This is a genomic window from Pseudomonas sp. PvP100 (genome assembly GCF_017833055.1).
GTDB classification, from domain to species: Bacteria; Pseudomonadota; Gammaproteobacteria; order Pseudomonadales; family Pseudomonadaceae; genus Aquipseudomonas; species Aquipseudomonas syringae.
Genome location: NZ_JAFIBO010000001.1, coordinates 1,980,393 through 2,005,749 on the forward strand (window position 1 = coordinate 1,980,393; position 25,357 = coordinate 2,005,749).

General features: G+C 59.1%; 21 protein-coding genes and 1 tRNA gene. 9 read left to right on the top strand and 13 right to left on the bottom strand.

The features are described 5' to 3' along the window. Positions 1-4 precede the first annotated feature (4 nt). From JOE39_RS08225 to JOE39_RS08245, 5 genes are all read right to left on the bottom strand, one after another. Positions 5-934 carry an ABC transporter substrate-binding protein gene (locus tag JOE39_RS08225; protein ID WP_010405221.1) on the bottom strand — a complete coding sequence of 310 codons (930 nt, stop codon included), beginning with the start codon at positions 932-934 and terminating at the stop codon, positions 5-7. 28 nt (positions 935-962) lie between these two features. Continuing rightward, entirely contained in the window at positions 963-1,748 is a 786-nt protein-coding gene (locus JOE39_RS08230; RefSeq protein ID WP_003393978.1) for an amino acid ABC transporter ATP-binding protein, read from the bottom strand. After that, complete coding sequence (locus tag JOE39_RS08235) at positions 1,741-2,730, bottom strand: amino acid ABC transporter permease (RefSeq protein ID WP_003393975.1); 990 nt, start codon at positions 2,728-2,730, stop codon at positions 1,741-1,743. The genes JOE39_RS08230 and JOE39_RS08235 overlap by 8 nt, the downstream gene beginning before the upstream one ends. A 42-nt stretch (positions 2,731-2,772) precedes the next feature. Then, positions 2,773-5,220, bottom strand: a complete 2,448-nt coding sequence (locus JOE39_RS08240; RefSeq protein ID WP_210077495.1) for a TonB-dependent receptor — start codon at positions 5,218-5,220, stop codon at positions 2,773-2,775. 571 nt (positions 5,221-5,791) lie between these two features. Next, positions 5,792-6,460, bottom strand: a complete 669-nt coding sequence (locus JOE39_RS08245) for a DUF3313 domain-containing protein (RefSeq protein WP_003393969.1) — start codon at positions 6,458-6,460, stop codon at positions 5,792-5,794. 498 nt (positions 6,461-6,958) lie between these two features. Between JOE39_RS08245 and JOE39_RS08250 the strand changes: the two genes are divergently transcribed. Then, the gene (locus JOE39_RS08250; RefSeq protein ID WP_003393966.1) at positions 6,959-7,417 is read left to right on the top strand and encodes a DUF393 domain-containing protein; all 459 of its coding nucleotides are present in this window, start codon (positions 6,959-6,961) and stop codon (positions 7,415-7,417) included. Positions 7,418-7,509: 92 nt separating this feature from the next. Here the strand turns inward: JOE39_RS08250 and JOE39_RS08255 are convergent. The 5 genes from JOE39_RS08255 to JOE39_RS08275 all read right to left on the bottom strand — a co-directional run bounded on the left by JOE39_RS08255 (position 7,510) and on the right by JOE39_RS08275 (position 11,198). Next, a tRNA-Gly gene (locus tag JOE39_RS08255) sits at positions 7,510-7,585 on the bottom strand. Between the two features lie 66 nt (positions 7,586-7,651). Further along, positions 7,652-8,212, bottom strand: a complete 561-nt coding sequence (gene pgsA, locus JOE39_RS08260; RefSeq protein ID WP_003410850.1) for a CDP-diacylglycerol--glycerol-3-phosphate 3-phosphatidyltransferase — start codon at positions 8,210-8,212, stop codon at positions 7,652-7,654. Between the two features lie 32 nt (positions 8,213-8,244). Then, on the bottom strand, positions 8,245-10,068 hold the full coding sequence (gene uvrC / locus JOE39_RS08265; protein ID WP_003393963.1) for an excinuclease ABC subunit UvrC: 1,824 nt from the start codon (positions 10,066-10,068) through the stop codon (positions 8,245-8,247). A gap of 2 nt (positions 10,069-10,070) precedes the next feature. Continuing rightward, positions 10,071-10,715 (bottom strand): UvrY/SirA/GacA family response regulator transcription factor, encoded by a 645-nt coding sequence (uvrY, locus tag JOE39_RS08270; RefSeq protein ID WP_002553344.1) that lies wholly within the window; start codon positions 10,713-10,715, stop codon positions 10,071-10,073. Positions 10,716-10,883: 168 nt separating this feature from the next. After that, on the bottom strand, positions 10,884-11,198 hold the full coding sequence (locus tag JOE39_RS08275) for a transcriptional regulator (protein WP_026175340.1): 315 nt from the start codon (positions 11,196-11,198) through the stop codon (positions 10,884-10,886). Positions 11,199-11,327: 129 nt separating this feature from the next. Here JOE39_RS08275 and JOE39_RS08280 point away from each other — a divergent pair, with 129 nt between their 5' ends. From JOE39_RS08280 to JOE39_RS08310, 7 genes are all read left to right on the top strand, one after another. Further along, positions 11,328-11,558 carry a DNA-binding protein gene (locus tag JOE39_RS08280; RefSeq protein WP_003318551.1) on the top strand — a complete coding sequence of 77 codons (231 nt, stop codon included), beginning with the start codon at positions 11,328-11,330 and terminating at the stop codon, positions 11,556-11,558. Positions 11,559-12,308: 750 nt separating this feature from the next. Continuing rightward, complete coding sequence (locus JOE39_RS08285) at positions 12,309-13,391, top strand: 3-deoxy-7-phosphoheptulonate synthase (protein ID WP_003318550.1); 1,083 nt, start codon at positions 12,309-12,311, stop codon at positions 13,389-13,391. Between the two features lie 81 nt (positions 13,392-13,472). Next, positions 13,473-13,754 carry a peptidylprolyl isomerase gene (locus JOE39_RS08290; RefSeq protein WP_002553340.1) on the top strand — a complete coding sequence of 94 codons (282 nt, stop codon included), beginning with the start codon at positions 13,473-13,475 and terminating at the stop codon, positions 13,752-13,754. A gap of 234 nt (positions 13,755-13,988) precedes the next feature. Then, the gene (locus tag JOE39_RS08295) at positions 13,989-15,857 is read left to right on the top strand and encodes an extracellular solute-binding protein (protein ID WP_210077493.1); all 1,869 of its coding nucleotides are present in this window, start codon (positions 13,989-13,991) and stop codon (positions 15,855-15,857) included. After that, entirely contained in the window at positions 15,858-16,919 is a 1,062-nt protein-coding gene (locus JOE39_RS08300; protein WP_010408276.1) for a microcin C ABC transporter permease YejB, read from the top strand. Then, positions 16,919-17,941: an ABC transporter permease gene (locus JOE39_RS08305; RefSeq protein ID WP_003393951.1), complete on the top strand. Its 1,023-nt coding sequence runs from the start codon at positions 16,919-16,921 to the stop codon at positions 17,939-17,941. The genes JOE39_RS08300 and JOE39_RS08305 overlap by 1 nt, the downstream gene beginning before the upstream one ends. A gap of 1 nt (position 17,942) precedes the next feature. Then, complete coding sequence (locus JOE39_RS08310; protein WP_032662137.1) at positions 17,943-19,520, top strand: ABC transporter ATP-binding protein; 1,578 nt, start codon at positions 17,943-17,945, stop codon at positions 19,518-19,520. A gap of 50 nt (positions 19,521-19,570) precedes the next feature. Here JOE39_RS08310 and JOE39_RS08315 read toward each other — a convergent pair whose 3' ends face one another. Continuing rightward, positions 19,571-20,740, bottom strand: a complete 1,170-nt coding sequence (locus JOE39_RS08315) for a PilT/PilU family type 4a pilus ATPase (protein WP_010408289.1) — start codon at positions 20,738-20,740, stop codon at positions 19,571-19,573. 123 nt (positions 20,741-20,863) lie between these two features. Between JOE39_RS08315 and JOE39_RS08320 the strand changes: the two genes are divergently transcribed. Continuing rightward, positions 20,864-21,139, top strand: a complete 276-nt coding sequence (locus JOE39_RS08320) for a peptidylprolyl isomerase (RefSeq protein ID WP_002553334.1) — start codon at positions 20,864-20,866, stop codon at positions 21,137-21,139. Between the two features lie 74 nt (positions 21,140-21,213). On the opposite strand, the gene pgm is transcribed toward JOE39_RS08320, so the two are convergent. Together pgm and JOE39_RS08330 are read right to left on the bottom strand one after the other, a co-directional pair. After that, positions 21,214-22,860 (bottom strand): phosphoglucomutase (alpha-D-glucose-1,6-bisphosphate-dependent), encoded by a 1,647-nt coding sequence (gene pgm / locus JOE39_RS08325; protein WP_210077491.1) that lies wholly within the window; start codon positions 22,858-22,860, stop codon positions 21,214-21,216. Between the two features lie 163 nt (positions 22,861-23,023). Further along, positions 23,024-25,351, bottom strand: a complete 2,328-nt coding sequence (locus JOE39_RS08330) for an ATP-dependent DNA helicase (RefSeq protein WP_210077488.1) — start codon at positions 25,349-25,351, stop codon at positions 23,024-23,026. Positions 25,352-25,357: the final 6 nt, after the last annotated feature.

Below are 25,357 nucleotides of genomic sequence, written 5' to 3' on the forward strand. Positions count from 1 at the left end.
CGCTTCAGTCCGGCAAGCCGGGCGGATTGATCAGCGACTTGTCGACGCGTTCCACGTCCAGCCCCCAACGTTTGAGTACCTGCTCGTACTGGCCGCCGGCAATCGCCCCTTCCAGGGCGGTGTGAATCGGCTTGACCAGGCCGTTGTCCTTGCGCGTGGTCACGGCGATATCCGCCTGCAGCGGCCAACCGCCGTTGACCGTGCCTACCCGCTTGATGCCGCCAGTAATCGCGGCCGAATAGGCATATATCGAATTGGGCCCGAACAGCGCATCACTGCGACCCGACTGAATGGCAAGCTGTGCGGCCGCCTGATCATCGAAGTACTGCAACAGCGCAGGCTTGATACCGGCCTTTTCGTTTGCTTCGTTCCACGCCAGCAGAACCTTTTCCTGATTGGTGCCGGAGCCGACGATGATTTTCAACCCGGCAATGTCCGACGCCTGTTTTATCTCGCTGATTTTGCTGTTGGCTTTTACGTAGAAGCCCAGTACGTCCTGACGGTAAGTGGCGAAATCGAAGCGTTTCTTGCGTGCTTCCGTGACCGTGACATTGCTGATCACCGCGTCGTATTTCCCCGAACTGACGCCCAATGGCCAGTCCTCCCAACTGGTTTGCACCACGTTCAATTGCAGGCCCAGGCTGTCCGCTACCAGTTGCGCGGTATCGGCCTCGCTGCCAATAGTGGTCTTGTCATCATTGGCCAGCAGCGCCAACGGCGGCCCCGCAACACCGGAGACGGCCACGGTGAACTTGCCAGGCTGGGCGAACTTGAAGCCCGCCGGGATCTGTGCGATGGCCGCCTCGTTACGCGGCACATGAATGCGTGGCCGGTCGGGACTCAGATCGACCGGTTGCGCGGTCGACGCCAACGTATTGTGGGCGACGCTGACGGCTAGCGTCAGCAAGGCCACACGGGCGCTATTGATGAACATCAGTGGTCACTCCTTGATAGCGGGAAAGTCATAGCACCTTGCCGAGAAAGGCAGCCGTGCGAGGATGTCGAGGTTGGCGGAACACCTGCTCCGGAGGCCCTTGCTCGATCAGTCGGCCCTCGCAGAGAAACACGACATGGTCTGCCACCTCACGGGCAAAGCCGATTTCATGAGTGACCACCACCAGCGTGACGCCCAGTTGCGTCAGGCCCTTGATGACGTCCAGCACCTCGCCGACCAGTTCAGGATCAAGGGCTGAGGTGGGCTCATCGAACAGCAGGACCTTGGGGTCCAGCGCAAGCGCACGGGCGATGGCGACACGCTGTTGCTGACCACCGGAAAGCTGGCGCGGGTAAGCATCTGTCTTGTCTGCCAGACCTACCCTGGCCAGCAGTTCATTTGCCCTGAACCGGGCCTCGGACTTGCTCCAGCGTTTGTGGGCCAGAGGCGCTTCGGCGATGTTTTCCCAGGCAGTGAGGTGTGCGAACAGATTGAAATTCTGGAACACGAAGCCGACGTCGATCCGCCGCTTGAGGATCTCGCGCTCCTTGAGTTCATAGAGCAGGTCGCCCTTGCGACGATAACCAACGTAATCACCGTCGATGGTGATGTACCCGCTGTCGATCTTTTCCAGGTGGTTGATGGTGCGCAGCAGCGTGGACTTGCCGGAACCGGAAGGACCGAGTATCACCGTGACCTTTCCCGGTTCGATGCTCAGGTCGATGTCCTTTAGCACCTGCTGGCTGCCAAAGCGCTTGCCCACGCCCTGGATCTGAATGCGCCCTGCGCGCACTGGCGTGGAGGCCTCACCCATGGTGCTTCTCCCCGGACACGCTGCCCTTGAGCCAACCGCGCAGGCGCTGCAAGGGTGTCGGCGGCAGTACACGTGCCGAGCCTCGGGCAAAATGGCGTTCGACGTAATACTGGGCGCTGGTCAGCACCGTAGTGATAATCAGGTACCAGACGGTGGCCACGATCAGCAGCGGAATCACTGCCTGGGTACGGTTGTAGATGACCTGCACGGTGTAGAACAGCTCTGGCAAGGCCAGCACGTAAACAATGGATGTTCCCTTGACCAGTCCGATGATCTCGTTGAAGCCTGAAGGCAGAATCGAGCGCAACGCCTGGGGCAGAATGATCCGGAAAATCCGCCGCGACACAGGCAGGCCAAGTGCCGCAGCAGCTTCATGCTGACCGGCATCGACACCGATCAGCCCACCGCGAATGATTTCTGCTGTATAGGCCGACTGCATCAGACTCAAGCCCAGTACCGCAACGGTAAACTGGCTGAGCACGTCCACCGTCGACCACTCGGCGAAGACCAGTTGGGTGAACGGCACCCCCAGCACAATGTGGTCGTACAGGTAGGCGAAGTTGTAGAGGATGATCAACACCAGCAGCGCAGGCATCGAGCGGAAAAACCAGATGTAGCCCCAGGCCAGTGCCGCCAGCAGCGGCGAGCCCGACAGGCGCGCCAACGCCAGCGCCGTGCCGAGAATGATGCTGAACAGCGTGCTGAGCAACGTCAACAGAAGCGTCTGCGCAAGGCCGCGCAGCACCGATGGCGAGAAGAACCACTGGCCGAAGACGCCCCACTCCCAACGTGGGTTGGTCGCCAGCGAGTGCACAATGGCCAGCAGCACCAGCGCTGCGAATATCGACCCGAACCAGCGACCGGGATGCCGGGCGGGAACGACCTGCAACGCCTTTATCGGCGGGGGTGCTACGCGGCTCTGAGGAAGCGGATAATGACTGGGCTCATCAATGAAGTCATAGGGTTTGGCGACAATGGGCATGGTGGTTCCTCGCACGCAATATTGGGTTGTCAGGTGCTGGCCTTAAAAGGCGTAAGTCAGCCGGGTGTAGTAGTAGCCGCCAGTGAAACCGTAGGGCGAATAGGTGCCGTAGCTGCTGACCATGGTGCTGCTGGGAATCCCCTGCTTTTTGGGATAGACGTCGAACAGGTTCTTGGCTCCGATGGCGACATTGAGGTTTTTGCTGAGGTTGTAGCCAAGGTCCAGATCGGTGATCCACTTGGCGCCGTACACCCGGTCCAGATCACGATTGGCTGAGGAATTGACCTCCTTGTAAGCGCCGTAGCGGGTCAGCGCCAGATTCAGGTTGAAGCGCTCGATACTCCAGTCACCGCCCAGAATCAGCTTGGTGCGCGGCTGCACACCGGTGATCAGATTGCGCGCTTCGCGGTCCATCAGTTCATAGGACGTACCGAGAATCGAGGTGGACTCCTTGTAGCCAAGGATCTTTGTCTGGTTCCAGTTGAACGCCGCCGTCCACTTAAGTGATCCGTACTGCCCCAGGTCCTGACTGTAATTGCTGACCAGGTCCAGCCCCTTGGTACGGGTGTCGGCACCGTTGATGAAGTACTGGCCACCCGACGTCGAGTCGATGCCATTGTTGAGCAGCACCTGCGTGACCTCATTGCCCAGCAAGGTGCCGGTCAGGGTGATGCGGTCACGCAAATTGATCACGTAGGCGTCGGCGGTCAGCGTGAGGCGGTCGGTCGGTGTGAGCGTGAAACCGAGGCTGAAGTTGGTCGAGCGCTCCGGTTTAAGGTCCTCGGCACCCAGCGCTTTCGCAGCCCCGGACCCCGTTGGCAACACGCCGTAGTTGATGGACTGATAGACCCCGTCCACCACGCCATACGTGGTCGAGCGCGCACTGAACAGGCTGTTGGCCAGAGACGGCGCACGGAAACCATTGCTGACGGTGGCGCGTATAGCGAATTGGGGAGTGAAATCGTAACGCGTGGTCAGTTTGCCGCTGCGGGTCGCACCCACGCCCTGATTGTAATGCTCGTAGCGAAATGCGCTGCCAACGTACCAGTCCGGTACAGGGTTGAAGCCCACGTCGACATAACTGGCGACACTGTTACGCGACGCGCTGCTTTCTTCGTCAGGGGAAATACCGTTGGTGACTTGCGCTCCGGAAGACGCGCAGTTGCCCGGCGTAATGCAGTAGCCGCCATTGGCATAGGATTCATAGTCACCGGCCTGCACCTCATACGTCTCACGCCGATGCTCGAGGCCATAGGACAAATCCAGGGGCTTTTGCAGGCCGATGTCGAAGCCGCGCTTGAAGTCCAGATTGGTGGTCAGTTCGGTGGAGATCCACGTACCGGAAGTAAAGCGATTGGGCGTGTCTTCACCCAGGGACGGGTTCTGATTGTGCGTGGTGCCCTGCGCGGCTTCGTTGCGTCCGTAGGTGCTGGAAAGATCCCAATCCCATTCGCCGACGGTGCCTTTGCCGCCAAATGCGGCCTGGAAATCATCTTCATCGATGTACCAGGTCGGTGTGTATCCCGCCGGGTATCCGTTAGGCCCGGTGGTAATGGTATTGGTGATGGTCGGCAGGCGAAAATTTTGCCCCTGCTCGGCTTTACGACGTGAATACGTGGTGAAGGAATACAGGCTCAGGCTGTCATTGATGGGCAGTTCGGCGTTGTAACCCAGAGTCAGCAGGTTGGTCTTTGGCGTGCCGTAGCCGCCATACGTGGACTTGCCCGCCAGGTCATAGGCCTGCTCGTAACTGTAACCATTGGCGCTGGCCTTGTTGTCATCATTCTGGCTGCGGGCGTCCAGCGCCAGTTGCACAATGCCCCCGTCGCCAATCTCGAAACCCTTGTTGAGGCTTTGCTGCACAGTCTGCTTCTTGCCGTCATAGCCGAGCCCGGCGTTGCTCACCGAGGTACCGCTGGTGTCAGCCTTGAGAATGACGTTAATGACCCCTGCAATCGCATCGGAACCGTATTGGGCCGCTGCGCCATCGCGCAGGACTTCAACATGGTCGATGGCGCTGATGGGGATCAGGTCCAGGTCCGCAGGGGCAGCCCCGGTGTTAATACCGTTGATGTTCAGGGTGGCGCTGGTGTGACGACGCTTGCCATTGACCAGCACCAGCACTTCGGCGGCGCTCAAGCCACGCAAGTTGGGCGCACGGGCAATGCCGCTGGCATCCCAGCCGGTTTTTTCCGGCAGGGTCAGCGATGGAATTACTGCACTCAGGGCTTCCATCAGTCCGGGTTTGCCGGTGCTCTGTAGTTGTCTGGCGCTGACCACATCGATCGGTACCGGGCTGCTGGTGACCGTGCGTTGCTCGGCACCGCGATTACCGGTGACCACCACAGTGGACAAGGTACGCGGGTCGTCGGTGTTGTTTTCCTGGGCTCTTATGGTCCCTGACAGCAACACGCCCCCTATCGCCAACGCCAATGGGCAGTAGCCCATTGCAGCAGTCGATACCCGGGCACGTTGTAAGGCTTGTTTCATACCCACTCCAGACATGGCTGTCATAGCAGCCACACATCCAAATCGCGAAATCGGACATTCCCGCTGTTTTGAGGACGGCGCGGCATGCACGGTTTTAAAAGTGATCAACGACATGCAGGAAAGCCTGCGGCCGGGTTTGGCACTTAGCGGTCTGAACGAACTAGCTGTGAGGCGAACAGTTGGTGCGCAGCAGTGGCAAGGCGACGCGCCTGTCAGTGACAGGGCGAGAGAAGTAAAGGCAATGGCAGGATTGAACAGGCAACATACGTTGAACTCCCTTCCAACGATTCTGCACCGGGGTCAGCGTTGCAGCGCCCCTGTCACACCGTGCAGTCTGGCGGCATGACACACAGAATCTTGATTACGATTGGTACCATCCGAGGTAAGGGGTAGGCTGTTGAAACCAAACATAACGGAATCAATTTCGAAAATATAATTCTATTTGGTCATAAGCTAATATTATTATTTCTGATCTAGATTAAATTTAATTATTTAAAAATAACATTTTCTGCATGAGAAATTTTCCAGATCGAAAAGCCCGGTTATCAAGCCGGGCTTCACGCCACATTGCCTACTTCGAGAGCAGAAGCTCAACCAGCTCGTCCGCCCCTCTCGAAATGCCGGCCTGCGCCGCCGACAGACTTCCGAAGGTTGAGCCGATGTCATAGACCTTCGGATACTGCCGGGTGACATAGGACGCCAGCAGTTGCGAAGTGGACGCGTCGTAGATCTCGACGGCATAACTCACGGAGCCGGTAAAAGTCCCCTTACGATCTCGGGCCGCCTGAACCAGGTTATAAGAGCCCATGCCGATATCGAATCTGGAGAACGTCGACAGCCCGGCGACAGTGGTCTCGGCCCCGGTGAGTGTCAGACGAATCCTCAACGTACCGCGCCCCGGCGTGGCGGTGAATCGAAAGTGTCGCCCCAAGGCCTCGGAGAACCTGACCGTCATGTCGTTGGCAAGGGTTATGCGGTCCTTGCGCTCCAGCCCGGAAAACTGGGCATCCACTCCCGTGTAAATCACCACGGGCTCAAGCATGATTTGATCGTATTTATTCCAGTTGACTGCGGTGGTGTATTTAAACGGTATACGCCCGGTACTGTCCTGCTCGTTAGGCCGCATTTCGAGCGAGGACTCTATGCCCGAGTAAGGGGACGGTTCGTGGCTGGCACACCCCGCGGCCAGAAATCCCAACAACAAAAGCACGGACAACTTCATGTGTTTAACGTAGTGCATGCGGAATTCTCCAGCAGGATCCGGTCATTGAAATTCAAACGCTCACCGTCCATCAGGCACGCCTGCAGGCAACGCGCTTGAACAGCATTGTTTCTAGTGAGGAGCTCTCTTTTTTGCCTGTTGCGGGCTATTCGCGAACGTTGATACCGCATTGCACGGCATTCAATCGTTCGCTATCTGTTGGCACTGAAAGATGACTCATTCCGTTTGGGCTTTGCCGTCGCTCGTAGCGAAACCGGCAACACCAAAACTGTACCAAGGTGTATACTTTTAGACGTTTGCAAAGCGCTCGTCAATCTAAAATGTACACACCGGTATACTTTTGATGGCTTTAAGATTATTGACCTGGAAAGACAGGCAGCGTGTCAGGTAAGTGTGGGCTAAACACCCCTTGGATCGGTAGTACTCGAAACCCAAGGCCCGGATGAAGGCCACCGCCCATTGTCAGCACGGTCTTTTGAGCATAAGGTGTAAAAAACCTATACAAGACTATTAGCGATGTACAAGAAATTTGAATGGCCGCTGACACTTTACTTCGATGGTGACTGCCCGCTCTGCGCCCGAGAGGTCAGAACCCTGCGCGCCCATGCAAAGCCTGAGCGGCTTTTGTTCGTGGATATTCGTGATGACACCTTTGACGCCACTTCTCTGGGATTCACACTTGAGGATATGGAGTCGTTACTGCACGCCAGATTCAACGATGGCACGTGGGTCAAGGGTCTGGACGCGACACTCTGGAGTTGGCGAGCGGCCGGCCTGGGTGCGTGGGTCGCGCCGCTGTCGTGGCGATTCATGAGGCCCGTGTTCAACCTGGGCTACCGGCTTTTTTGCCGCTCGCGCCCTTACCTTGCCTGGCTGCCCCACCCTGACGGCAGCCGCCGTTGCAGTAGCAACAGCTGTGCGGTCCCGGACGCAAAACCTGCTTCGGCCAAGCGGAATTCCAGTACGGAAAGGTAAACAAGGACTGCTTACCGCAGAAACGAAAAAAGACGCCTGGGCGTCTTTTTTTGCTGATTCACTAAGCCCGCAGGGTTCAGTGAATCAATATTTGGAGCGGGAAACGAGACTCGAACTCGCGACCCCGACCTTGGCAAGGTCGTGCTCTACCAACTGAGCTATTCCCGCATTGTCTTGATGACGGGCGCTATTCTAGCGGTTCAGATAGCGGCGTCAAGCCTTTGATTCAAAAACTTATTTTTTTTCTGCAGTCGTCCTGAGGTGCGGCCATGCGGCTCTCAGGTATTGCACCATGGACCAGAGTGTCAGCCCCGCAGCGATAAGCAGCAACGCATAGCCAAGAATGACCCAAACGGTGATGGCCGGCGGGTTACCGAGCAGAATGACCAGCGCGAGCATCTGCGCCGCTGTCTTCCACTTGCCCATGTTGGAAACGGCAACCTGCGCACGCGCGCCGATTTCCGCCATCCATTCGCGGAGTGCAGAGATTACGATTTCACGGCCGATGATCACCGCGGCGGGCAGCGTCAGCCATAGATTGGCATGCGCCTGAACCAGCAGCACCAATGCCACGGCCACCATCAGTTTGTCGGCTACCGGATCGAGAAAGGCACCAAAGGGCGTGCTTTGTTCAAGACGGCGGGCCAGATACCCGTCGAGCCAGTCGGTCGCCGCAGCGAACGCAAAGACTGCACTGGCCGCCATGTAGCTCCAGTGATAAGGCATGTAGAACAACAAAATGAAGATCGGAATCAGTAAAACGCGTAGTACGGTGATCAGATTAGGGATATTCATCGGCACAACTGGCTACGAGGTGAACGAGCATTCTACTCGCTGTGCAGGTTTGCATAAATCGACTCTGCCAGCTTTTTGCTGATTCCGGGTGCTTTTGCTATTTCATCGATGCTGGCACGGGACAATTCCTGCAATCCGCCGAAATGTTTGAGCAGGTCACGACGCCGGGTCGGCCCGACACCCGCCACGCCCTCGAGGGTCGATGTACGCCGGGTCTTGCCGCGGCGGGCACGGTGGCCGGTGATCGCGAAACGGTGTGCCTCGTCGCGAATCTGCTGAATAAGGTGCAGGGCCGGAGAGTCGCCGGGCAACGTGAATTCATGCGCCGAGTCGTTCAGATACAAAGTCTCGAAACCTGCCTTGCGCGTGGTGCCCTTGGCCACACCGAGCAGGATGAGATCAGGAACCTGTAATTCATTGAGCACGTCGCGCGCCATGGACATCTGCCCCTTGCCGCCGTCCACCAGCAGCACGTCAGGCAACTTGCCCTCCCCGGCCTTGATGCGGCTGTAACGCCGGGTCAACGCCTGGTGCATGGCGGCATAGTCGTCGCCTGCAGTTACGCCTTCGATATTGAAACGCCGGTAATCGGACTTGATCGGGCCTTCGGGGCCGAACACCACGCAGGACGCTACGGTCGCCTCACCGCTGGAGTGGCTGATGTCGTAGCATTCCAGGCGCATTGGCGGGTCTTCGAGACCCAGCACCTTGGCCAGCGCTTCGAACCGAGAAGCAACGTGCTGACGGTTGGCCAGCCGCGCGGTCAGTGCCTGCTCGGCATTGGTGACCGCCATTTGCTGCCAGCGCGCCCGGGTGCCGCGCACGCGATGACTGATGACCATCTCGACGCCGCGCAGCTCTTCGACGGCGTCGACGAACGCGGGGAAATCGTCGTTGATGACATTGACGATAACTTCGCCGGGCAGCTCACGGTCGATGCCGCCGAGGAAATACTGTGCCAGGAATGCCGACATCACTTCGCCGACCTCCTCTTCTATGCCCACCTGCGGAAAGAAGTTCTTGCTGCCCAGCACCCGCCCGCCCCGCACGCTGATCAGGTGCACGCAGGCACCGCCAGGGTTGACGAATGCGGCGACCACGTCGACATCGCCGGTACCGCCGTCCATGCTTTGCTGATCCTGGACGCGGCGCAACAAGGCAACCTGATCGCGCAACTCGGCTGCACGTTCGAAATCGAGCGCCATCGCGGCTTTTTCCATGGAGGCGTTCAGCTCGTCGCTCAGGGCATTGCTGCGCCCTTCGAGAAACATCACCGAGTGACGTACGTCCTCGGCATACACCTCAGGCTCGACCAGCCCGACACATGGCCCTTTGCAGCGCTTGATCTGATATTGCAGGCAAGGACGTGTGCGGTTCTTGAAGTAGCTGTCCTCGCACTGCCGCACCTGGAAAGTCTTTTGCAGCAGACTGAGGCTCTCGCGAATCGCGCCTGCACTTGGGTAAGGCCCGAAATAACGACCCTTGGCCTTCTTGGTGCCACGATGAATGCTCAGCCGCGGAAAGGCGTTATCGGACAGAAACACATAGGGGTAGGACTTATCGTCACGCAAGAGAATGTTGTACGGGGGCCGCCACTCCTTGATGAGGGTCTGCTCCAGCAACAGCGCTTCGGTTTCGTTGCCCGTGATGGTGGTTTCGATCTGGGCGATACGCGACACCAGCGCCCCGGTCTTGGGCGCGTGTCCAGTCTTGCGGAAGTAGCTGGCAAGACGCTTCTTGAGGTTCTTGGCCTTGCCGACGTAAAGCAGTGTGGCTTCGGCGTCGAACATACGGTAGACGCCGGGGCGACCGCTGCAGGTCGCGAGAAATGCACTTGGATCAAATGTCTGGGTCATGTTCAGGCGCTGGCATCAACCATGCCGTGACGTACAGCGAGCAAAGCCAGTTCAACATCACTGCTGATCGAGAGCTTTTCAAAGATACGGTATCGGTAGGTATTAACGGTTTTCGGTGAAAGGCACAGCTTGTCCGAGATGGTCTGGACTTTCTGGCAGCCGACGATCATCAGAGCAATCTGGATCTCGCGCTCGGACAGCAGATCGAACGGCGAATTGTTGACTTGCGGCTGAAACGACTTCAATGCCAGTTGCTGGGCAATCTGCGGGCTGATGTAGCGCTGACCGGCAAACACCAGGCGAATGGCCTGGACCATTTCCGCAAGCCCGGCACCCTTGGTCATGTAACCGGCAGCGCCAGCCTGCAGCAAACGGGTCGGGAAAGGGTCTTCTTCACAGACGGTGACAGCGACGACCTTGATATCAGGGTGGCTGCGCAGCATCTTGCGCGTGGCTTCCAGCCCTCCGATACCCGGCATTTTGACGTCCATCAATACGACGTCAGGCTTGAGCTCGCGCGCTTTCTTCAGGGATTCCTCGCCGGAATCGGCCTGCCCGACAACCTGCAGACCATCAATGTCGGCCAGCATGCGTGTGATGCCTGTCCGGACAAGATCATGGTCATCGACAACTAGCACCTTAATCAAGCAGACACCTCGCGCAACGGTCATAACGAATGCCAATCACCATAACAAAAACAACGAGGCAGACCTAGCACTGCGAGCAACGTCTCACATCAATATGATGGCAGGCACATCAGGCAGGGCTGTAAAAACTCGATGTGCCGGCAGGGCTACGCCCGTTCCGGTCTTGTATCACTTGGCCGACGGAAGTTCCGCAGCCCCCGATGATAGCCCCGAGAGCTCGGCAATAGTGGTTGTCAGGCGCCGGATAGCGTCCTGATCTTCCTTGCCCAGCACCCGGTAATTGCCGAGGATCTTTTCTTCGATGAGACTGAGGTTGTCGATCGGCACCGGCGTTCGCGTCCCAGTTAACACATAAAGTACGTCAACACCTTTGGCCGCAACCGCAGCCAGATAATCGGCCTTCGGCGCGCGATCACCATTTTCGTACTTCCCTTGGGCGTTGGCCTCGACCCCTCCTATCTCACCAAATGTACGCTGAGACATCCTCAGACGCTCTCTTTCCTTTCTCAACCGGCAACCGATTCCACTCATTTGAACCTATGATCCTGTTGTAGCTATCCTAACGAATGTTAGAATCCCGCGGAATTGAATAGATTTGAACGGTTTTGAACTATGCCCGGAATACGCACCGCCGCACAAGCCAAGGCTTGGCTGGATCAACAGGGCAAATCTGTTCAGGAGTTCGCTCGTGAAAACAGCATTGATCCAGCGACCACTTACCAGGTACTGGCAGGACGCAAGAAAGGAAGGCGCGGTGAAGCGCATAAGGTAGCTGTACTGCTGGGCATGAAGATCGGGACGGTCCCGAACACGGAAGCCCTGCATGAAGATGCACGTGAATAATAGCCGTTGTTGGCTGGCGACAACGCATCCCGGACAAAACGCCAAAGCCGTTGCCTGCATTCAGGTATACAGCGTTGCAGGCAAAATAGCCCGCCCCGAATACTGCATGCCGTCGACCGTTGAGCGGTTCGCTGTCGCTAACGAGATTCCATCTGCCTGCCTTCGCAGAAATCGATAATCCCGCTGATTGAATTTTCCAATTGAAGGTGCCTCCTTTCCTGAAGTAAGCTTGCGCTCAATCTACGGAGACCCACCATGCTGCAATCCACTTCACCGCTACTCGACGTTGCTACCGGCATTGCTTGCCGTGCGCGCGCCGTGGCTGCGCAAGCGGCCTCGGTGAGCGCATCCGTTGATTCTTATTATGGGTATTGGTTTAGCCACTGGCGCGCCTGATACCCATCCGGCGCCCACATTAAGGGGACGCCAACCAGAGAATTCTCTAACCCCCGGTCGGCTTCCCGACCGGGGGTTTTGTTTTTTCAGGACTACGTATTTCAACGGTCTGTTCAAGAACAGCCGTAAGCAATCAACCTGCATCGCATCGAGGATCACGACATGAACTACGCCACTTATTACCGCAACGACATCGATTTTGCCTGGCGATTTAGCCACCTCCGTTCGGGACAGCCTGCCGCCTCCGTTCGGTCTCTGCCAGGTGGCAAGCACATACCCCCGGTTCTAGAAGCCCTTTGTCGAACACCCCAGTAGGTCTGCGCGGGAGCTCCCGCCAGCCCAGGAAGCCAGAACATGAACTCGTCCGTTGCCGTAACCCCGTCCGACCTGTCCAGCCACGCCGTCAATCTGGCGGACAACAGCCCCGCCTCGAAACGCCTGCCAGGTACTCTGGAATTGAAGATGCGTCTGCCCCTCGGCGCAGCGCTCACCGAACAGGTTGCCGCCCATCGCCGCGCCGTACGCGCCATACTTGAAGGCCAAGACTCGCGACTGCTGGTCATCGTCGGCCCCTGCTCGATCCACGACCCTCGATCCGCCCTTGAGTACGCTGAGCGACTGGCCGACCTTGCCGCGCAAGTCAGTGATCAGATGCTGCTGGTAATGCGCGCTTACGTCGAAAAACCGCGCACGACCGTGGGCTGGAAAGGCCTGGCTTACGATCCGCGCCTCGATGGCAGTGACGACATGGCCGAGGGCCTGACGCTGTCGCGGCAATTGATGCTGGAGATGCTGGGCCTGGGCCTGCCGATCGCCACCGAGATACTGCAACCCATGGCGGCGGGCTACTTCGACGATCTGCTCAGTTGGGTCGCGATTGGCGCTCGGACCACCGAATCGCAGATCCATAGGGAAATGGCCAGCGGCCTGCCCATGGCTGTCGGGTTCAAGAACGGTACTGACGGCGGCGTGACGGTGGCCAGCGACGCGATGCGTTCGGCCGCGCATCCACATCGCCACTTTGGCATGGACCGTCATGGCCACCCCGCGATTATCGAGACACAAGGCAATCCGGATACGCACATCGTGCTGCGCGGCGGTCACGGCGGCCCCAATTACGATCACCAAAGTGTGGCCAACGTGCAGGCGAGCCTGAGCAAGAATAATGTCGCGTCGCGAATCATGGTCGATTGCAGCCACGCCAACAGTGGCAAGGACCCGCTGCGTCAGCCTGGTGTGTTCGAGGACGTACTGGAACAGCGCTTGTCAGGCAACACCTCGCTGATCGGCATGATGATCGAAAGCCACCTGTTCGACGGCTGCCAGGCATTGGGCGGAACGCTGCAGTACGGCGTTTCGGTCACCGATGGCTGCCTTGGCTGGGAAGGTACCGAACGCCTGCTGCGTCGTGCGGTTGACCGTCTGCGTTACAGATAAACAGAGCGAAGGAACTTTGTCGGGAAATACCGCACTGAATCCGGTAGGCTGTTTCTTTTTTTTCACAGGAGATTATTCCCCATGGCTAAAGCCACTGCCCGCCACATCCTTGTTTCGAGCGAAGAAAAATGCAACGAACTCAAGGCGCAGATCGAAGGCGGCGCTGATTTCGCTGAAATCGCCAAGGCCAATTCCAGCTGCCCGTCGAGCCGTCAAGGCGGTGACCTGGGTTCGTTCGGTCCAGGCCAGATGGTCAAGGAATTCGACACTGTCGTATTCAGTGCTCCGGTGAACACCGTTCAGGGTCCGGTAAAGACTCAGTTCGGCTATCACCTGCTGGAAGTGACCAGCCGTCAGGACTGATCCTGTCGCACCGGGTGCCAGACGGCTCATCTTCGGATGGGCCGTTTTTGTATGTGGCCGTTTCAACGACACAGTGACCCGGCATGCGCGCAGTGGCTTGGCGAAGCGCCCATTTGTCTGTAGAAGATAGCGCGATGCAGAGGCATGAGCTCTGCCATGATTGTTGTCACCGCTGTACAGCCAGTCGCCTTTAACCCTGACATTCGCTTGCGAACGTCAGTCAGGATTCGAGTCATGCGTTTTGTTTTTTCATCGTTGCTCGCCTTGACGCTGACCTTCGTTGGCGCTGCCCAATCGCTGTCCGCAGCCCCGCAACACGCTCTGACCGTTTACGGCGAAGCGCCACGCTATCCCGCCGACTTCAAGCACTTCGATTACGTGAACCCGGACGCCCCCAAAGGTGGCAGCATGCGGCGCTCGGCCATAGAAATCGGCCAGTTCGATCACCTGATGCCGTTCACCGACAAGGGCATGGGCGTTTCGCAGATCAATGGCATGCTCTACTCCCCACTGGCCACGCGCTCGATGGATGAGCCCTACACCGTCTACGGGCTTGTCGCCGAGAAAATGGAGCGTGGCGCGGATGGCCTCTCCCTGCGCTTTTACCTGAACCCCAAGGCACGTTTCGCGGACGGCACGCCGATTACCGCCAGTGATGTGAAGTACACCTACGAGCTGCTGATGACGCAGGGCAACCTGCAATACCGGACCCAGTTTGAAGCGGTCAAGGGCGTGGAGGTCGAATCACCTTCGCAAATCCGCTTCGACTTCAAGAACAGCGATAACCGCACCCTGCCCCTCGATCTGGCTTCGCTTCCGGTATTCCCCGAGCACTGGTGGAAAACCCGTGACTTCGCCAGCGGTGCCGGCTTTGAGATTCCGCCGGGCAGCGGGCCCTATAGGATCAGCCATGTGGACCCGGGCCGCACCGTCACCTTCGAGCGCGATCCGGACTGGTGGGGCAAGGACCTGCCGGTCAGCAAAGGCCTGTATAACTTCGACAGGTTCAGCATCGAATACTTCGGCGACACCGATGTTGCACGTACGGTACTCAAAGGCGGCGCTTACGATTACAACCGCGAGTTTTCGGCCACCGGCTATTCAATTCGCTATGACGGCCCGGCGCTCAGCGACGGACGCCTGCAGAAAGCCCAGTTGGCCAGAGGCGCGGTGCAAAGCTCGCAGGGTTTCGTCTTCAACCTGAGCCGCCCCATGTTCCAGGACCGCCGCGTGCGCCAGGCGCTGTCGCTGCTCTGGGACTTCGAATGGACCAACCGGCAGATGATGCGCAACATGTACATCCGCCAGAACAGCTTCTTCTCCAACTCGGAGTTGGCCGCCAGCGAACTGCCCACGCCGGCTGAGCTTAAAATCCTCGAACCATTGCGCGGCAAAGTCCCCGATCAGGTGTTCGACAGCGTGTTCGAGACGCCCAAAACCGATGGCACAGGCTTTATTCGCGACAAGCAGCTGCAAGCGCTGGCCCTCATGAAGGAAGCAGGCTGGACGCCAAAGGGCGATGAGCTGGTGAATGCCCAGGGCGAACCCTTCAGCTTCACCTTTCTCAATGCACAAACAGGCTTCGAGCGAATGCTGCTGCCCTACAAACGCACCCTGGCGCAGATCGGTATCCACTTCGACATTCGCCGCATCGATGCCGCGCAATACCTTAACCGCGTCATGGCCCGCGATTACGACATGATTGTCACCGGCTACCCGGTCTCGACATCGCCCGGTGCCGAGCTGTACAGCAGTTTCGGCTCCAAAGTGGCGATGGACCCTGGCTCGAGTAATTACATGGCGCTGCAAGACCCCGCCGTCGATGCGCTGATTGCCGGCCTGCTCAAGGCCGACAGCAAGCAGACCATGACCGACTACGCCCATTGCCTTGACCGGGTACTGCAGTGGAACTACTACTGGATTCCCAACTATTATCCGCCAGGCTCTTCAACCGTCTGGTGGAACCGTTTCGGCATCCCGAAAATTCAGGCCAGCAACAATGAGGCCATCGAAACATGGTGGGAAATCAGCCCGACACCGCTGACCAATGAGCAATTCGCTGAAAAACGCGGCGCATCAGCCACCGTTTCGGAGATGCAGTGAATGCTGGGTTATATTCTGCGTCGCCTGCTGCTGATCATCCCTACCCTGCTATGCATTCTGCTGGTCAACTTTTTCATCGTGCAGGCCGCTCCGGGTGGGCCTGTGGAGCAGGCCATTGCTCGCCTGCAAGGGATCGGCGGTGCGACCGTGGGCGCCGGTGCCAGCGAGTCCGCCGGTGGCCACTCCAAGGCGTCGCGGGGGCTGGACCCGGCACTGATCAAGCAGATCGAACGCCAATACGGTTTCGACAAACCAATGCACGAACGTCTCTGGCTGATGCTGAAGAATTACGCACGACTGGATTTCGGCAGCAGCTTCTTTCGCGGCGCAACGGTGACCGACCTCATTCTGCAGAAAATGCCGGTGTCGATATCGCTGGGGCTCTGGGCGACATTGCTGACGTACCTGGTGTCGATCCCGCTGGGGATTCGCAAAGCGGTCAAACACGGCAGCCAGTTCGATATCTGGAGCAGCACCGCCATCATCATCGGTTACGCTATGCCAGCCTTTCTGTTCGCCATGCTGCTGGTGGTGGTGTTCTGTGGCGGCACGTCGCTGAACTGGTTTCCGGTACGCGGACTGGTCTCGGACAATTTCGAGCAACTGACCACGATCGGCAAGATCGCTGACTATTTCTGGCACTTGGCGCTGCCGGTCTCGGCGCTGGTCATTGGCGGCTTTGCCACGCTGACACTGCTGACCAAACATTCCTTTCTCAACGAAATCACCCGCCAATACGTGACCACGGCCCGCGCCAAGGGCATGAGCGAGCGGCGGGTGCTGTATGGCCATGTGTTTCGCAATGCCATGTTGCTGGTGGTGTCGGGCATTCCGCAGGCCTTCATCAGCGTGTTCTTTGCCGGTTCGCTGCTGATCGAGGTGATCTTCTCGCTGGATGGCCTGGGCCGCATGAGCTATGAAGCCGCTGTGTCGCGGGACTATCCGGTGGTGTTCGGCTCGCTGTTCATCTTCACCGTGTTCGGCCTGCTGATAAAACTGATCGGCGATATCTGCTACACGCTGGTCGACCCCAGAATCGACTTCAGCGCGAGGAATGCATGATGCGCAGCCTTTCGCCGCTGGCCCGTCGTCGCCTGGAGCGCTTTCGCAGCAATCGCCGCGGCTGGTGGTCGCTGTGGCTGTTCTGCGGACTGTTTGCCCTGACCCTGGGTGGCGAACTGATCGCCAATGACAAGCCGCTGCTGGTCAGCTATCAGCACTCACTCTATTTCCCGGTGTTCAAGCGTTATACCGAGCAGCAATTCGGCGGCGAGCTGCCATTCCAGCCCGATTACCGCAGCGACTACGTGCGCACGCTGATCAGCAAAGGGGACGGCTGGATGCTGTTCCCGCCCATCCCGTTCAGTGACGACACGCCCAACTATGATCTGACCACCCCGGCCCCCAGCCCGCCCTCTGTAGAAAACTGGCTCGGCACCGACGATCAGGCTCGCGACGTCATGGCGCGGGTCATCTTCGGCGCCCGGGTGTCGATCCTGTTTGCGCTGGCACTGACCTTTATCAGCGCGTTGATCGGCATCAGCGCCGGGGCGTTGCAGGGCTATTACGGCGGCTGGGTCGACCTGTTCGGTCAGCGTCTGCTGGAGGTCTGGTCGGGCCTGCCGGTGCTGTACCTGCTGATCATCCTGTCAGGCTTCGTCGAACCCGATTTCTGGTGGCTGCTGGGCATCATGGCGCTGTTCTCCTGGCTGACCCTGGTCGATGTGGTGCGCGCCGAGTTTCTGCGCGGCCGCAACCTCGAGTACGTCAAGGCCGCTCGCGCGCTCGGTCTGGGGGATCGAAAAGTGATCCTGCGCCACATCCTGCCCAACGCGATGAATGCGACGTTGAGCTATCTGCCGTTCATTCTTACCGGTGCCATCTCGACCCTCACTGCACTGGATTTTCTGGGCTTCGGCATGCCTGCCGGCAGCGCGTCGCTGGGCGAACTGATCGCCCAGGGCAAGCAGAACCTGCAAGCGCCCTGGCTGGGGCTGACGGCGTTCTTTGCCCTCGCGTTGATCCTGACGCTGCTGGTATTCATAGGAGAGGCGCTGCGTGACGCCTTCGACCCGAGGTCCTGACATGTCGGAAAACCTGATCGAAATCCGCGACCTGAGCGTCGCCTTCAACGGGCAGAAAGTGGTCAGCCACCTGAGCCTGGATGTGCACCGTGGCGAGTGTCTGGCACTGGTTGGCGAATCCGGTTCCGGCAAGTCCGTCACCGCCCATTCGATCCTGCAATTGCTGCCCCGCAGCGGCACCCTGACCACAGGCAGCATCACCTACCGGGGTCAACAACTGGTGGGGGCCGACGACCGCACCCTTCGCAAGCTGCGTGGCAACCGGATTGCGATGATTTTCCAGGAGCCGATGACCTCGCTGAACCCGCTGCACAGCGTAGCCAGGCAAATCGGCGAGACATTGTTGCTGCATCGCGGCATCAGTGGTCGTGAAGCGCAAAAACGCATTGTCGAGCTGCTGGAGCTGGTAGGCATTCAACAGCCGGAAAAACGCCTGAAAGCCTATCCGCACGAGCTGTCCGGGGGCCAGCGCCAGAGGGTGATGATTGCCATGGCACTGGCCTGCGAGCCGGAGCTGCTGATTGCGGACGAGCCGACCACTGCGCTGGACGTCACGGTGCAACGCAAAATCCTCCTGCTGCTCAAGGAGCTGCAGCAGCGCCTGAACATGTCGCTGCTGTTGATCAGCCATGACTTGAACCTGGTGCACAGCGTCGCTCAGCGCGTCTGCGTAATGCGCGCCGGCGAAATCGTCGAGCAGTCCGATTGCAAGTCGCTGTTCAAATCACCTCAGCATCCCTACAGCCGCCTGCTGCTGGACGCCGAACCTGCCGGCGAGCCGCTGCCACGCGACACCCGGGAAACGGTGCTGCAAGTCGACAACCTGAAGGTCTGGTTTTCCCTGACCGGCGGCATCCTGCGGCGGCACAAGGAATACCTCAAGGCGGTGGATGACATCAGCCTGAGCATCGAGCGCGGCAAAACCCTCGGTATCGTTGGTGAGTCGGGTTCCGGCAAGTCGACACTGGGCCAGGCGATCCTGCGTCTGCTGGAGTCACGCGGCAGCATCCGCTTTCGCGGACAGGCGCTGGACGGCCTCAGTCAGAAACAGATGCGCCCGTGGCGTAAAGAGATGCAAGTGGTCTTTCAGGACCCTTACGGCAGCCTCAGCCCGCGCATGTCAGTGGCGCAGATCATCAGTGAAGGACTGGAGGTGCACAGCCAGTACAACCCGGCGAAATGCGATGCAGAGGTCATTCGGGCGCTGGAAGAAGTCGGCATCGACCCGCAGAGCCGGCACCGCTATCCCCATGAGTTTTCCGGTGGCCAGCGTCAGCGCATCGCCATTGCCCGCGCGCTGGTGCTGAAACCCGCACTGATTCTGCTCGATGAGCCGACATCGGCGCTGGACCGCACCGTGCAGAAACAGGTCGTGGCGCTGTTGCGCGAACTCCAGGAAAAGCATGGCCTGACGTATCTGTTCATCAGCCATGACCTGGCAGTGGTCAAAGCCCTCGCCCACGACGTGATCGTGGTCAAGGATGGCAAAGTCGTCGAGCGTGGCGCCAGTCATGATGTCTTCGAGGCGCCGCAACATCCCTACACGCAGGAATTGCTGGCGGCCGCGCATCCTGAATGATCTGGCCCACAGCGAAGCTTCTGCCCGGAAGGCGTAGGAGCGTCACCGATTTAAGCCTGCGGACCCGGCGCGTCATCATCGACCAGCCCCCACTCGGCGGTGCTTGCCGTACTGCTGCCGGTCGGTGCCGGCGGCGGTGTGGTCAGGGTCCCGGCGCCGCCTTCACTGTGCAGTTTGAGGCGCAGGCGCACGTTGTTTTGCGAGTCGGCGTTCTTGAGGGCTTCTTCTTCGCTGATTGCACCTTCAACGGCCAGATTGAATAGCGCCGTGTCGAACGTCTGCATACCGAGGCTGCCGGACTTCTCCATGATGCCCTTGAGTTCGGTCAGTTCATTGCGCTGAATCAGGTCGCGAATGGTCGGCGTGCCCATCATCACTTCCACCGCCGCGCGGCGCTTGCCATCCGGGGTTCTGACCAGTCGCTGGGAGACGAATGCCTTGAGGTTGTTGCCCAGGTCATGCAGCAACTGCGCGCGACGCTCTTCCGGGAAGAAATTGATGATCCGGTCCAGCGCCTGGTTGGCGTTGTTGGCGTGCAGTGTCGAGATCGCCAGGTGGCCGGTGTCGGCAAACGCCAGCGCATGCTCCATGGTCTCGCGATCACGAATCTCGCCGATCAGAATCACATCCGGCGCTTGGCGCAGGGTGTTCTTCAGTGCCGCATGGAAGCTGCGAGTATCGACCCCGACTTCGCGCTGGTTGACGATCGACTTCTTGTGGCGATGGATGAACTCGACCGGGTCTTCAATGGTGATGATATGGCCGCTGGCGTTGCGGTTACGGTAGTCGATCAGCGCCGCCAAAGAGGTCGATTTCCCGGAACCGGTGGCCCCGACAAACAACACCAGACCGCGCTTCTCCATGATCACGTCGAGCAGCACGGGCGGCAGGAACAGGTCTTCGAAACGCGGGATGTCCAGCTTGATATTCCGCGCGACGATGGACACCTCGTTGCGCTGCATGAAGATATTGATCCGGAACCGGCCGATACCCGCCATAGAAACGGCGAGGTTCATCTCCAGTTCGCGTTGAAACTCGAGCTTCTGCTCCTCGTCCATAAGCCCCTGGGCAATGACTGCGACCTCCCCCGGCTTGAAGGTTTCGCTGCCCAGTGGCTTGAGCACACCGTTGAACTTGGCGCACGGTGGTGCTCCGGTGGAGAGGTACAGGTCCGATCCGTCCTGACTGGCCAGAATCTTCAACAGCGCCGGGAAATCCATAATCAATACCGTACAAAATGAAGTAAAAAGACCACGGCCGTCAGGACGGCACGCGTGACGTGCGGGCGTCGCTCAGCAAGAGCAGGCATAATGGCAGCCTTTTGCAGCAGGTGATATTGCGACATGAAAGCCCAAGCCCGCCATATTCTGGTGAAGACCGCCGAAGAGGCCGAACAGCTCAAGCTGCGCATTGCCAAGGGTGAGGCATTTGACGTGCTGGCTAAAAAGCATTCTAGCTGCCCGTCCGGCAAACGTGGCGGCGATCTGGGCGAAGTCAGGCCTGGGCAAATGGTCGGTGCCATCGATCAGGTGATCTTCAAAAAGCCGTTGCGCGTCGTGCATGGGCCAATCAAAAGCAAATTCGGCTATCACCTGGTGCAGGTGTTCTATCGCGACTGAAACACCGTTCAAAAGCTGAAAAACCCCGAACCGAGAGCGGTTCGAGGTTTTTCGGGCATTGACCAGCGCGGCAATCAGTTCGGCGAAATGGCGCCGTCTACCAGCACTTGAGCTTCTGCCACCAGACGCTTGAGGTGATCTTCGCTGACAAAGCTCTCGGCGTAGATCTTGTAGATGTCCTCGGTGCCTGAAGGGCGCGCCGCAAACCAGCCATTTTCGGTCATGACCTTCACGCCACCAAACGCCTGATCGTTGCCCGGTGCATTGCTCAGCACCTGCTGAATAGGCTCACCCGCCAGTTCAGTGGAAGTCACCTGCTCCGGCGACAGCTTGCTCAGCAGTGCCTTCTGTTGCGGGTTGGCCTTGGCATCGACGCGGGTCGAGAACGGCTCGCCCAGCTCTTCGGTCATGGTCTTGTAGATCTGGCTTGGATCGCGACCGGTGCGCGCGGTCATTTCCGCAGCCAGCAAGGCCGGAATCAGACCATCCTTGTCGGTGGTCCAGACCGTACCGTCGCGGCGCAGGAACGAGGCGCCGGCACTTTCTTCACCGCCAAAACCCAGCGAGCCTTCAAACAGGCCTTGCGCGAAATACTTGAAGCCGACCGGCACTTCATAAAGGCGACGGCCCAGGCGCTTGGCCACACGATCAATCATGCCGCTGCTGACCACGGTCTTGCCGACCGCTGCATCGGCACGCCACTCAGGACGATTCTGAAACAGATAGTCGATAGACACGGCGAGGTAGCTGTTGGGCGTCATCAGTCCGCCAGACGGGGTCACGATGCCATGACGGTCGTGATCCGGATCGCAGGCAAATGCAACCTGATAGCGGTCCTTGAGACCGATCAGGCTTTGCATGGCGTGGCTGGAGGACGGGTCCATGCGAATCTGGCCATCCCAGTCGACCGTCATGAAACGGAACGTAGGGTCGACAAATTTATTGACCACATCCAGATTCAGGCCGTAATGCTCGCCAATCGCCGACCAGTAATTCACTCCGGCGCCACCCAGCGGGTCGACACCAAGACGCAGGCCCGAGTTGCGAATGGCGTCCATGTCGATCACGTTTTTCAGGTCGGCCACGTAGGTGTTGATGTAATCATGGCGGTGCGTGGTATCGGCACGCAGCGCTTTTTCATGGCTGATGCGTGAAACGCCAGTGACTTTCTCGGCCAGCAGTTCGTTGGCCTTGTTCTCGATCCACTTGGTGACATCACTGTCGGCCGGGCCGCCATTGGGCGGGTTGTACTTGAAGCCACCGCTTTGCGGCGGGTTGTGCGACGGCGTAATGACGATGCCGTCCGCCAGCCCTGAAGTACGGCCGCGGTTGTAGCAAATGATCGCGTGGGATACCGCAGGCGTCGGGGTGTATTCGTCACCTTGCGAAATCATCACCTGCACGCCATTGGCGGCCAGCACTTCAAGCGCGGTGGCAGCGGCCGGGGTGGACAGCGCGTGGGTATCGGCACCCAAAAACAAGGGACCGTCGATGCCGTTGGCCTTGCGGTACAGGCAGATCGCCTGACTGATAGCCAGCACATGCCATTCGTTGAAACCCAGGTCAAACGATGTGCCACGGTGCCCGGAAGTGCCGAACGCAACACGTTGAGTGGACACCGATGCATCGGGCTGGCCGGTGTAGTAAGCCGTGACCAGTCTCGGAATATCGACCAGTAACTGCGCAGGTGCCAGCTTGCCGGCGAAAGGACTGAGACTCATACAACCTCCACGAAGAAATGAAATACGGAGAAAAAATAAAGACTTGTTGCAGCTGCCAAGGTGGTCGATGCCGCAGTTTACTGGCAGTTCGACAGCGCTGCTTGAGTATTGATCCCCGACATCTGCCTCTGTTTCAGCTCAATGGCCAAAACGGCAACCGAACTCAGGCCATCGACGTTTCGGGCCGCCACCACGCTGGAAACAACTGCTTCACCTTGTGCTCGGCAAAGCGGTCATCGATGAGCATGACCACACCGCTGTCACTTTGGCTGCGAATAACCCGTCCGGCTGCCTGTATCACCTTCTGCACGCCAGGGTAAAGGTAGGTGTAGTCGTAACCGGCACCGAACAGCGCGGCCATACGCTGCTTGAACTGTTCGTTGACCGGATTGAGCTGAGGCAGGCCCAGGGTAGCGATGAATGCGCCGATCAGGCGTGCGCCCGGCAAGTCGATGCCTTCACCGAACGCGCCGCCCAGCACGGCAAAACCGATGCCCTGACTGCTCAGGGTGAACCGGTCGAGAAATGCGTGGCGCTCACTCTCGCTCATCCCCCGTGCCTGCTGCCAAAGGCTGATGTGCGGGTGAGTGCGCGCCATCAGCTCGGCGACCTGTTGCAGGTAATCGAAACTGCTGAAGAACGCCAGGTAATTGCCCGGCCGCGTGTCGAACTGCTCGGCCATCAGTTCGACAATCGGCGCCAGCGAAGCCTGACGATGGGTAAAGCGCGTGGAAATGCGACTGACGATGCGCACGTCGAGCTGATCGTGATGAAACGGCGATTCCACGTCGATCCATGCCGTGTTGGCAGGCAATCCCAGCAGGTCCGCGTAATAGTGGCGCGGGTTGAGCGTTGCGGAAAACAGTACCGTGCTGCGCGCAGCGGTCAGGCGCGGGCGGATGAAACGCGCGGGAACGACGTTGCGCAGGCTGAGGCGCGACAGAATGCACTTGCCGCCCGCCTCGCGCCGAGTGATGTCGAAAATGAAATGCTCATCGAACAGCTCGGCGATGCGCACAAAGCCGATGGCTTCCAGGTAGAACCCCTGCAACGTGCCATCCACGGCCTGCGGGTGCTCGTTGAAATGATCACCGATGGTCGAGATGCACTGGTTGAGGCTGCCGATGAACTTTTCCGGTGCTGCCGAGTACGCCTGATAGGCGCCGGGCTGTACCTTGTGCAGCGCATTCCACTGTCGATCCAGACGCTGCAAGGCTTTCTTCACAGGCTCGGGCGCTGTCTGAATCAAGGCTTTCAGCTGGCTCTGGTCAAGGCTGGCGCTGTACATCTGGCGTGCCCGCTCGACCATGTTGTGGGCTTCATCGACCAGCACCGCAACGCGCCACTGATTGAGCTGACCGAGGCCGAACAGCAGCGCGCTCAGGTCGAAGTAATAGTTGTAGTCCGCGATGACCACGTCAGCCCAGCGCGCCAGTTCCTGGCTCAAATAATACGGGCAGACCTGATGCTGCAAGGCCACATCGCGTACGCCCGCCTGATTCAGCCACGGCGAGGTCAGCGCCGCCGAGCGAGCGGCTGGCAGACGATCATAAAAGCCGCTGGCCAGCGGACAGGAATCACCGTTACAGGCCTTGTCCGGATGCTCGCAGGCCTTGTCGCGCGCCACCAGCTCGAGGACCCGCAGCTTCAGCTCCGGCGCGCTGTGATTGATGACTTCCAGCGCATCCAGTGCCAGTCGACGCCCCGGCGTCTTGGCGGTGAGAAAGAAAATCTTGTCGAGCTTCTGGCCGGGCGCGGCCTTGAGCAAGGGAAACAGCGTGCCCACCGTCTTGCCGATACCGGTCGGCGCCTGAGCCATCAGGCAACAGCCGGTACTGACGGCCTTGTACACCGACTCGGCCAACACCCGCTGCCCGGTGCGGAAAGACGCGTGGGGGAATTTCAGGCTGCCCAGTGTCGTGTGCAGCGCCCGCGTATGCGCCAGTTCCTGCTGCGCCCAGCCGAGGAATATCGTGCACTGTCGTTCAAAAAACGCTTGCAGCGCGGCCGCACTGAACGGCTCGCGAATCAGGGTTTCCTGCTCGCTGACAATGTTGAAATACACCAGCGCCAGCGTCACGCTCTCAAGCTGCAGGCGCTGGCAAAGCAGCCAGCCGTAGACCTTCACCTGCGCCCAGTGCAACTGACGGTGGTTGGCCGGCATCGCGTCGAGTTCACCGCGATAGGTCTTCACCTCTTCCAGTTGATTGCGACTGGCGTCATAGCCGTCCGCCCTGCCCCTTACCGTCAGCTCGCGATAATCGCCACTCAACGACAGTTCGGCCTGGTAATCGGCACCGCGCCGCGTGGCGACCGTGCGATGCCCGGCAATGCCTTCCTGTGCCGTGGGTGACGGCGTGAAGCGCAGGTCGAGGTCGCCGACCTTGGCAGTGAACTCACACAACGCGCGCACGGCCACGACATAACGTGCAGGCGGCTCGCTGGCGAGGACAGGCTCGGGATCAGGGTTTACGGGGGCGTTCGGGGTCACTGCGCT

What these genes read in the sequence shown, in the direction of transcription:
- JOE39_RS08225 (WP_010405221.1), bottom strand. Translation starts at nt 934, where the DNA reads ATGTTCATCAATAGCGCCCGTGTGGCCTTGCTGACGCTAGCCGTCAGC.
- JOE39_RS08230 (WP_003393978.1), bottom strand. Translation starts at nt 1,748, where the DNA reads ATGGGTGAGGCCTCCACGCCAGTGCGCGCAGGGCGCATTCAGATCCAG.
- JOE39_RS08235 (WP_003393975.1), bottom strand. Translation starts at nt 2,730, where the DNA reads ATGCCCATTGTCGCCAAACCCTATGACTTCATTGATGAGCCCAGTCAT.
- JOE39_RS08240 (WP_210077495.1), bottom strand. Translation starts at nt 5,220, where the DNA reads ATGAAACAAGCCTTACAACGTGCCCGGGTATCGACTGCTGCAATGGGC.
- JOE39_RS08245 (WP_003393969.1), bottom strand. Translation starts at nt 6,460, where the DNA reads ATGCACTACGTTAAACACATGAAGTTGTCCGTGCTTTTGTTGTTGGGA.
- JOE39_RS08250 (WP_003393966.1), top strand. Translation starts at nt 6,959, where the DNA reads ATGTACAAGAAATTTGAATGGCCGCTGACACTTTACTTCGATGGTGAC.
- pgsA (WP_003410850.1), bottom strand. Translation starts at nt 8,212, where the DNA reads ATGAATATCCCTAATCTGATCACCGTACTACGCGTTTTACTGATTCCG.
- uvrC (WP_003393963.1), bottom strand. Translation starts at nt 10,068, where the DNA reads ATGACCCAGACATTTGATCCAAGTGCATTTCTCGCGACCTGCAGCGGT.
- JOE39_RS08275 (WP_026175340.1), bottom strand. Translation starts at nt 11,198, where the DNA reads ATGTCTCAGCGTACATTTGGTGAGATAGGAGGGGTCGAGGCCAACGCC.
- JOE39_RS08280 (WP_003318551.1), top strand. Translation starts at nt 11,328, where the DNA reads ATGCCCGGAATACGCACCGCCGCACAAGCCAAGGCTTGGCTGGATCAA.
- JOE39_RS08285 (WP_003318550.1), top strand. Translation starts at nt 12,309, where the DNA reads ATGAACTCGTCCGTTGCCGTAACCCCGTCCGACCTGTCCAGCCACGCC.
- JOE39_RS08290 (WP_002553340.1), top strand. Translation starts at nt 13,473, where the DNA reads ATGGCTAAAGCCACTGCCCGCCACATCCTTGTTTCGAGCGAAGAAAAA.
- JOE39_RS08295 (WP_210077493.1), top strand. Translation starts at nt 13,989, where the DNA reads ATGCGTTTTGTTTTTTCATCGTTGCTCGCCTTGACGCTGACCTTCGTT.
- JOE39_RS08300 (WP_010408276.1), top strand. Translation starts at nt 15,858, where the DNA reads ATGCTGGGTTATATTCTGCGTCGCCTGCTGCTGATCATCCCTACCCTG.
- JOE39_RS08305 (WP_003393951.1), top strand. Translation starts at nt 16,919, where the DNA reads ATGCGCAGCCTTTCGCCGCTGGCCCGTCGTCGCCTGGAGCGCTTTCGC.
- JOE39_RS08310 (WP_032662137.1), top strand. Translation starts at nt 17,943, where the DNA reads ATGTCGGAAAACCTGATCGAAATCCGCGACCTGAGCGTCGCCTTCAAC.
- JOE39_RS08315 (WP_010408289.1), bottom strand. Translation starts at nt 20,740, where the DNA reads ATGGATTTCCCGGCGCTGTTGAAGATTCTGGCCAGTCAGGACGGATCG.
- JOE39_RS08320 (WP_002553334.1), top strand. Translation starts at nt 20,864, where the DNA reads ATGAAAGCCCAAGCCCGCCATATTCTGGTGAAGACCGCCGAAGAGGCC.
- pgm (WP_210077491.1), bottom strand. Translation starts at nt 22,860, where the DNA reads ATGAGTCTCAGTCCTTTCGCCGGCAAGCTGGCACCTGCGCAGTTACTG.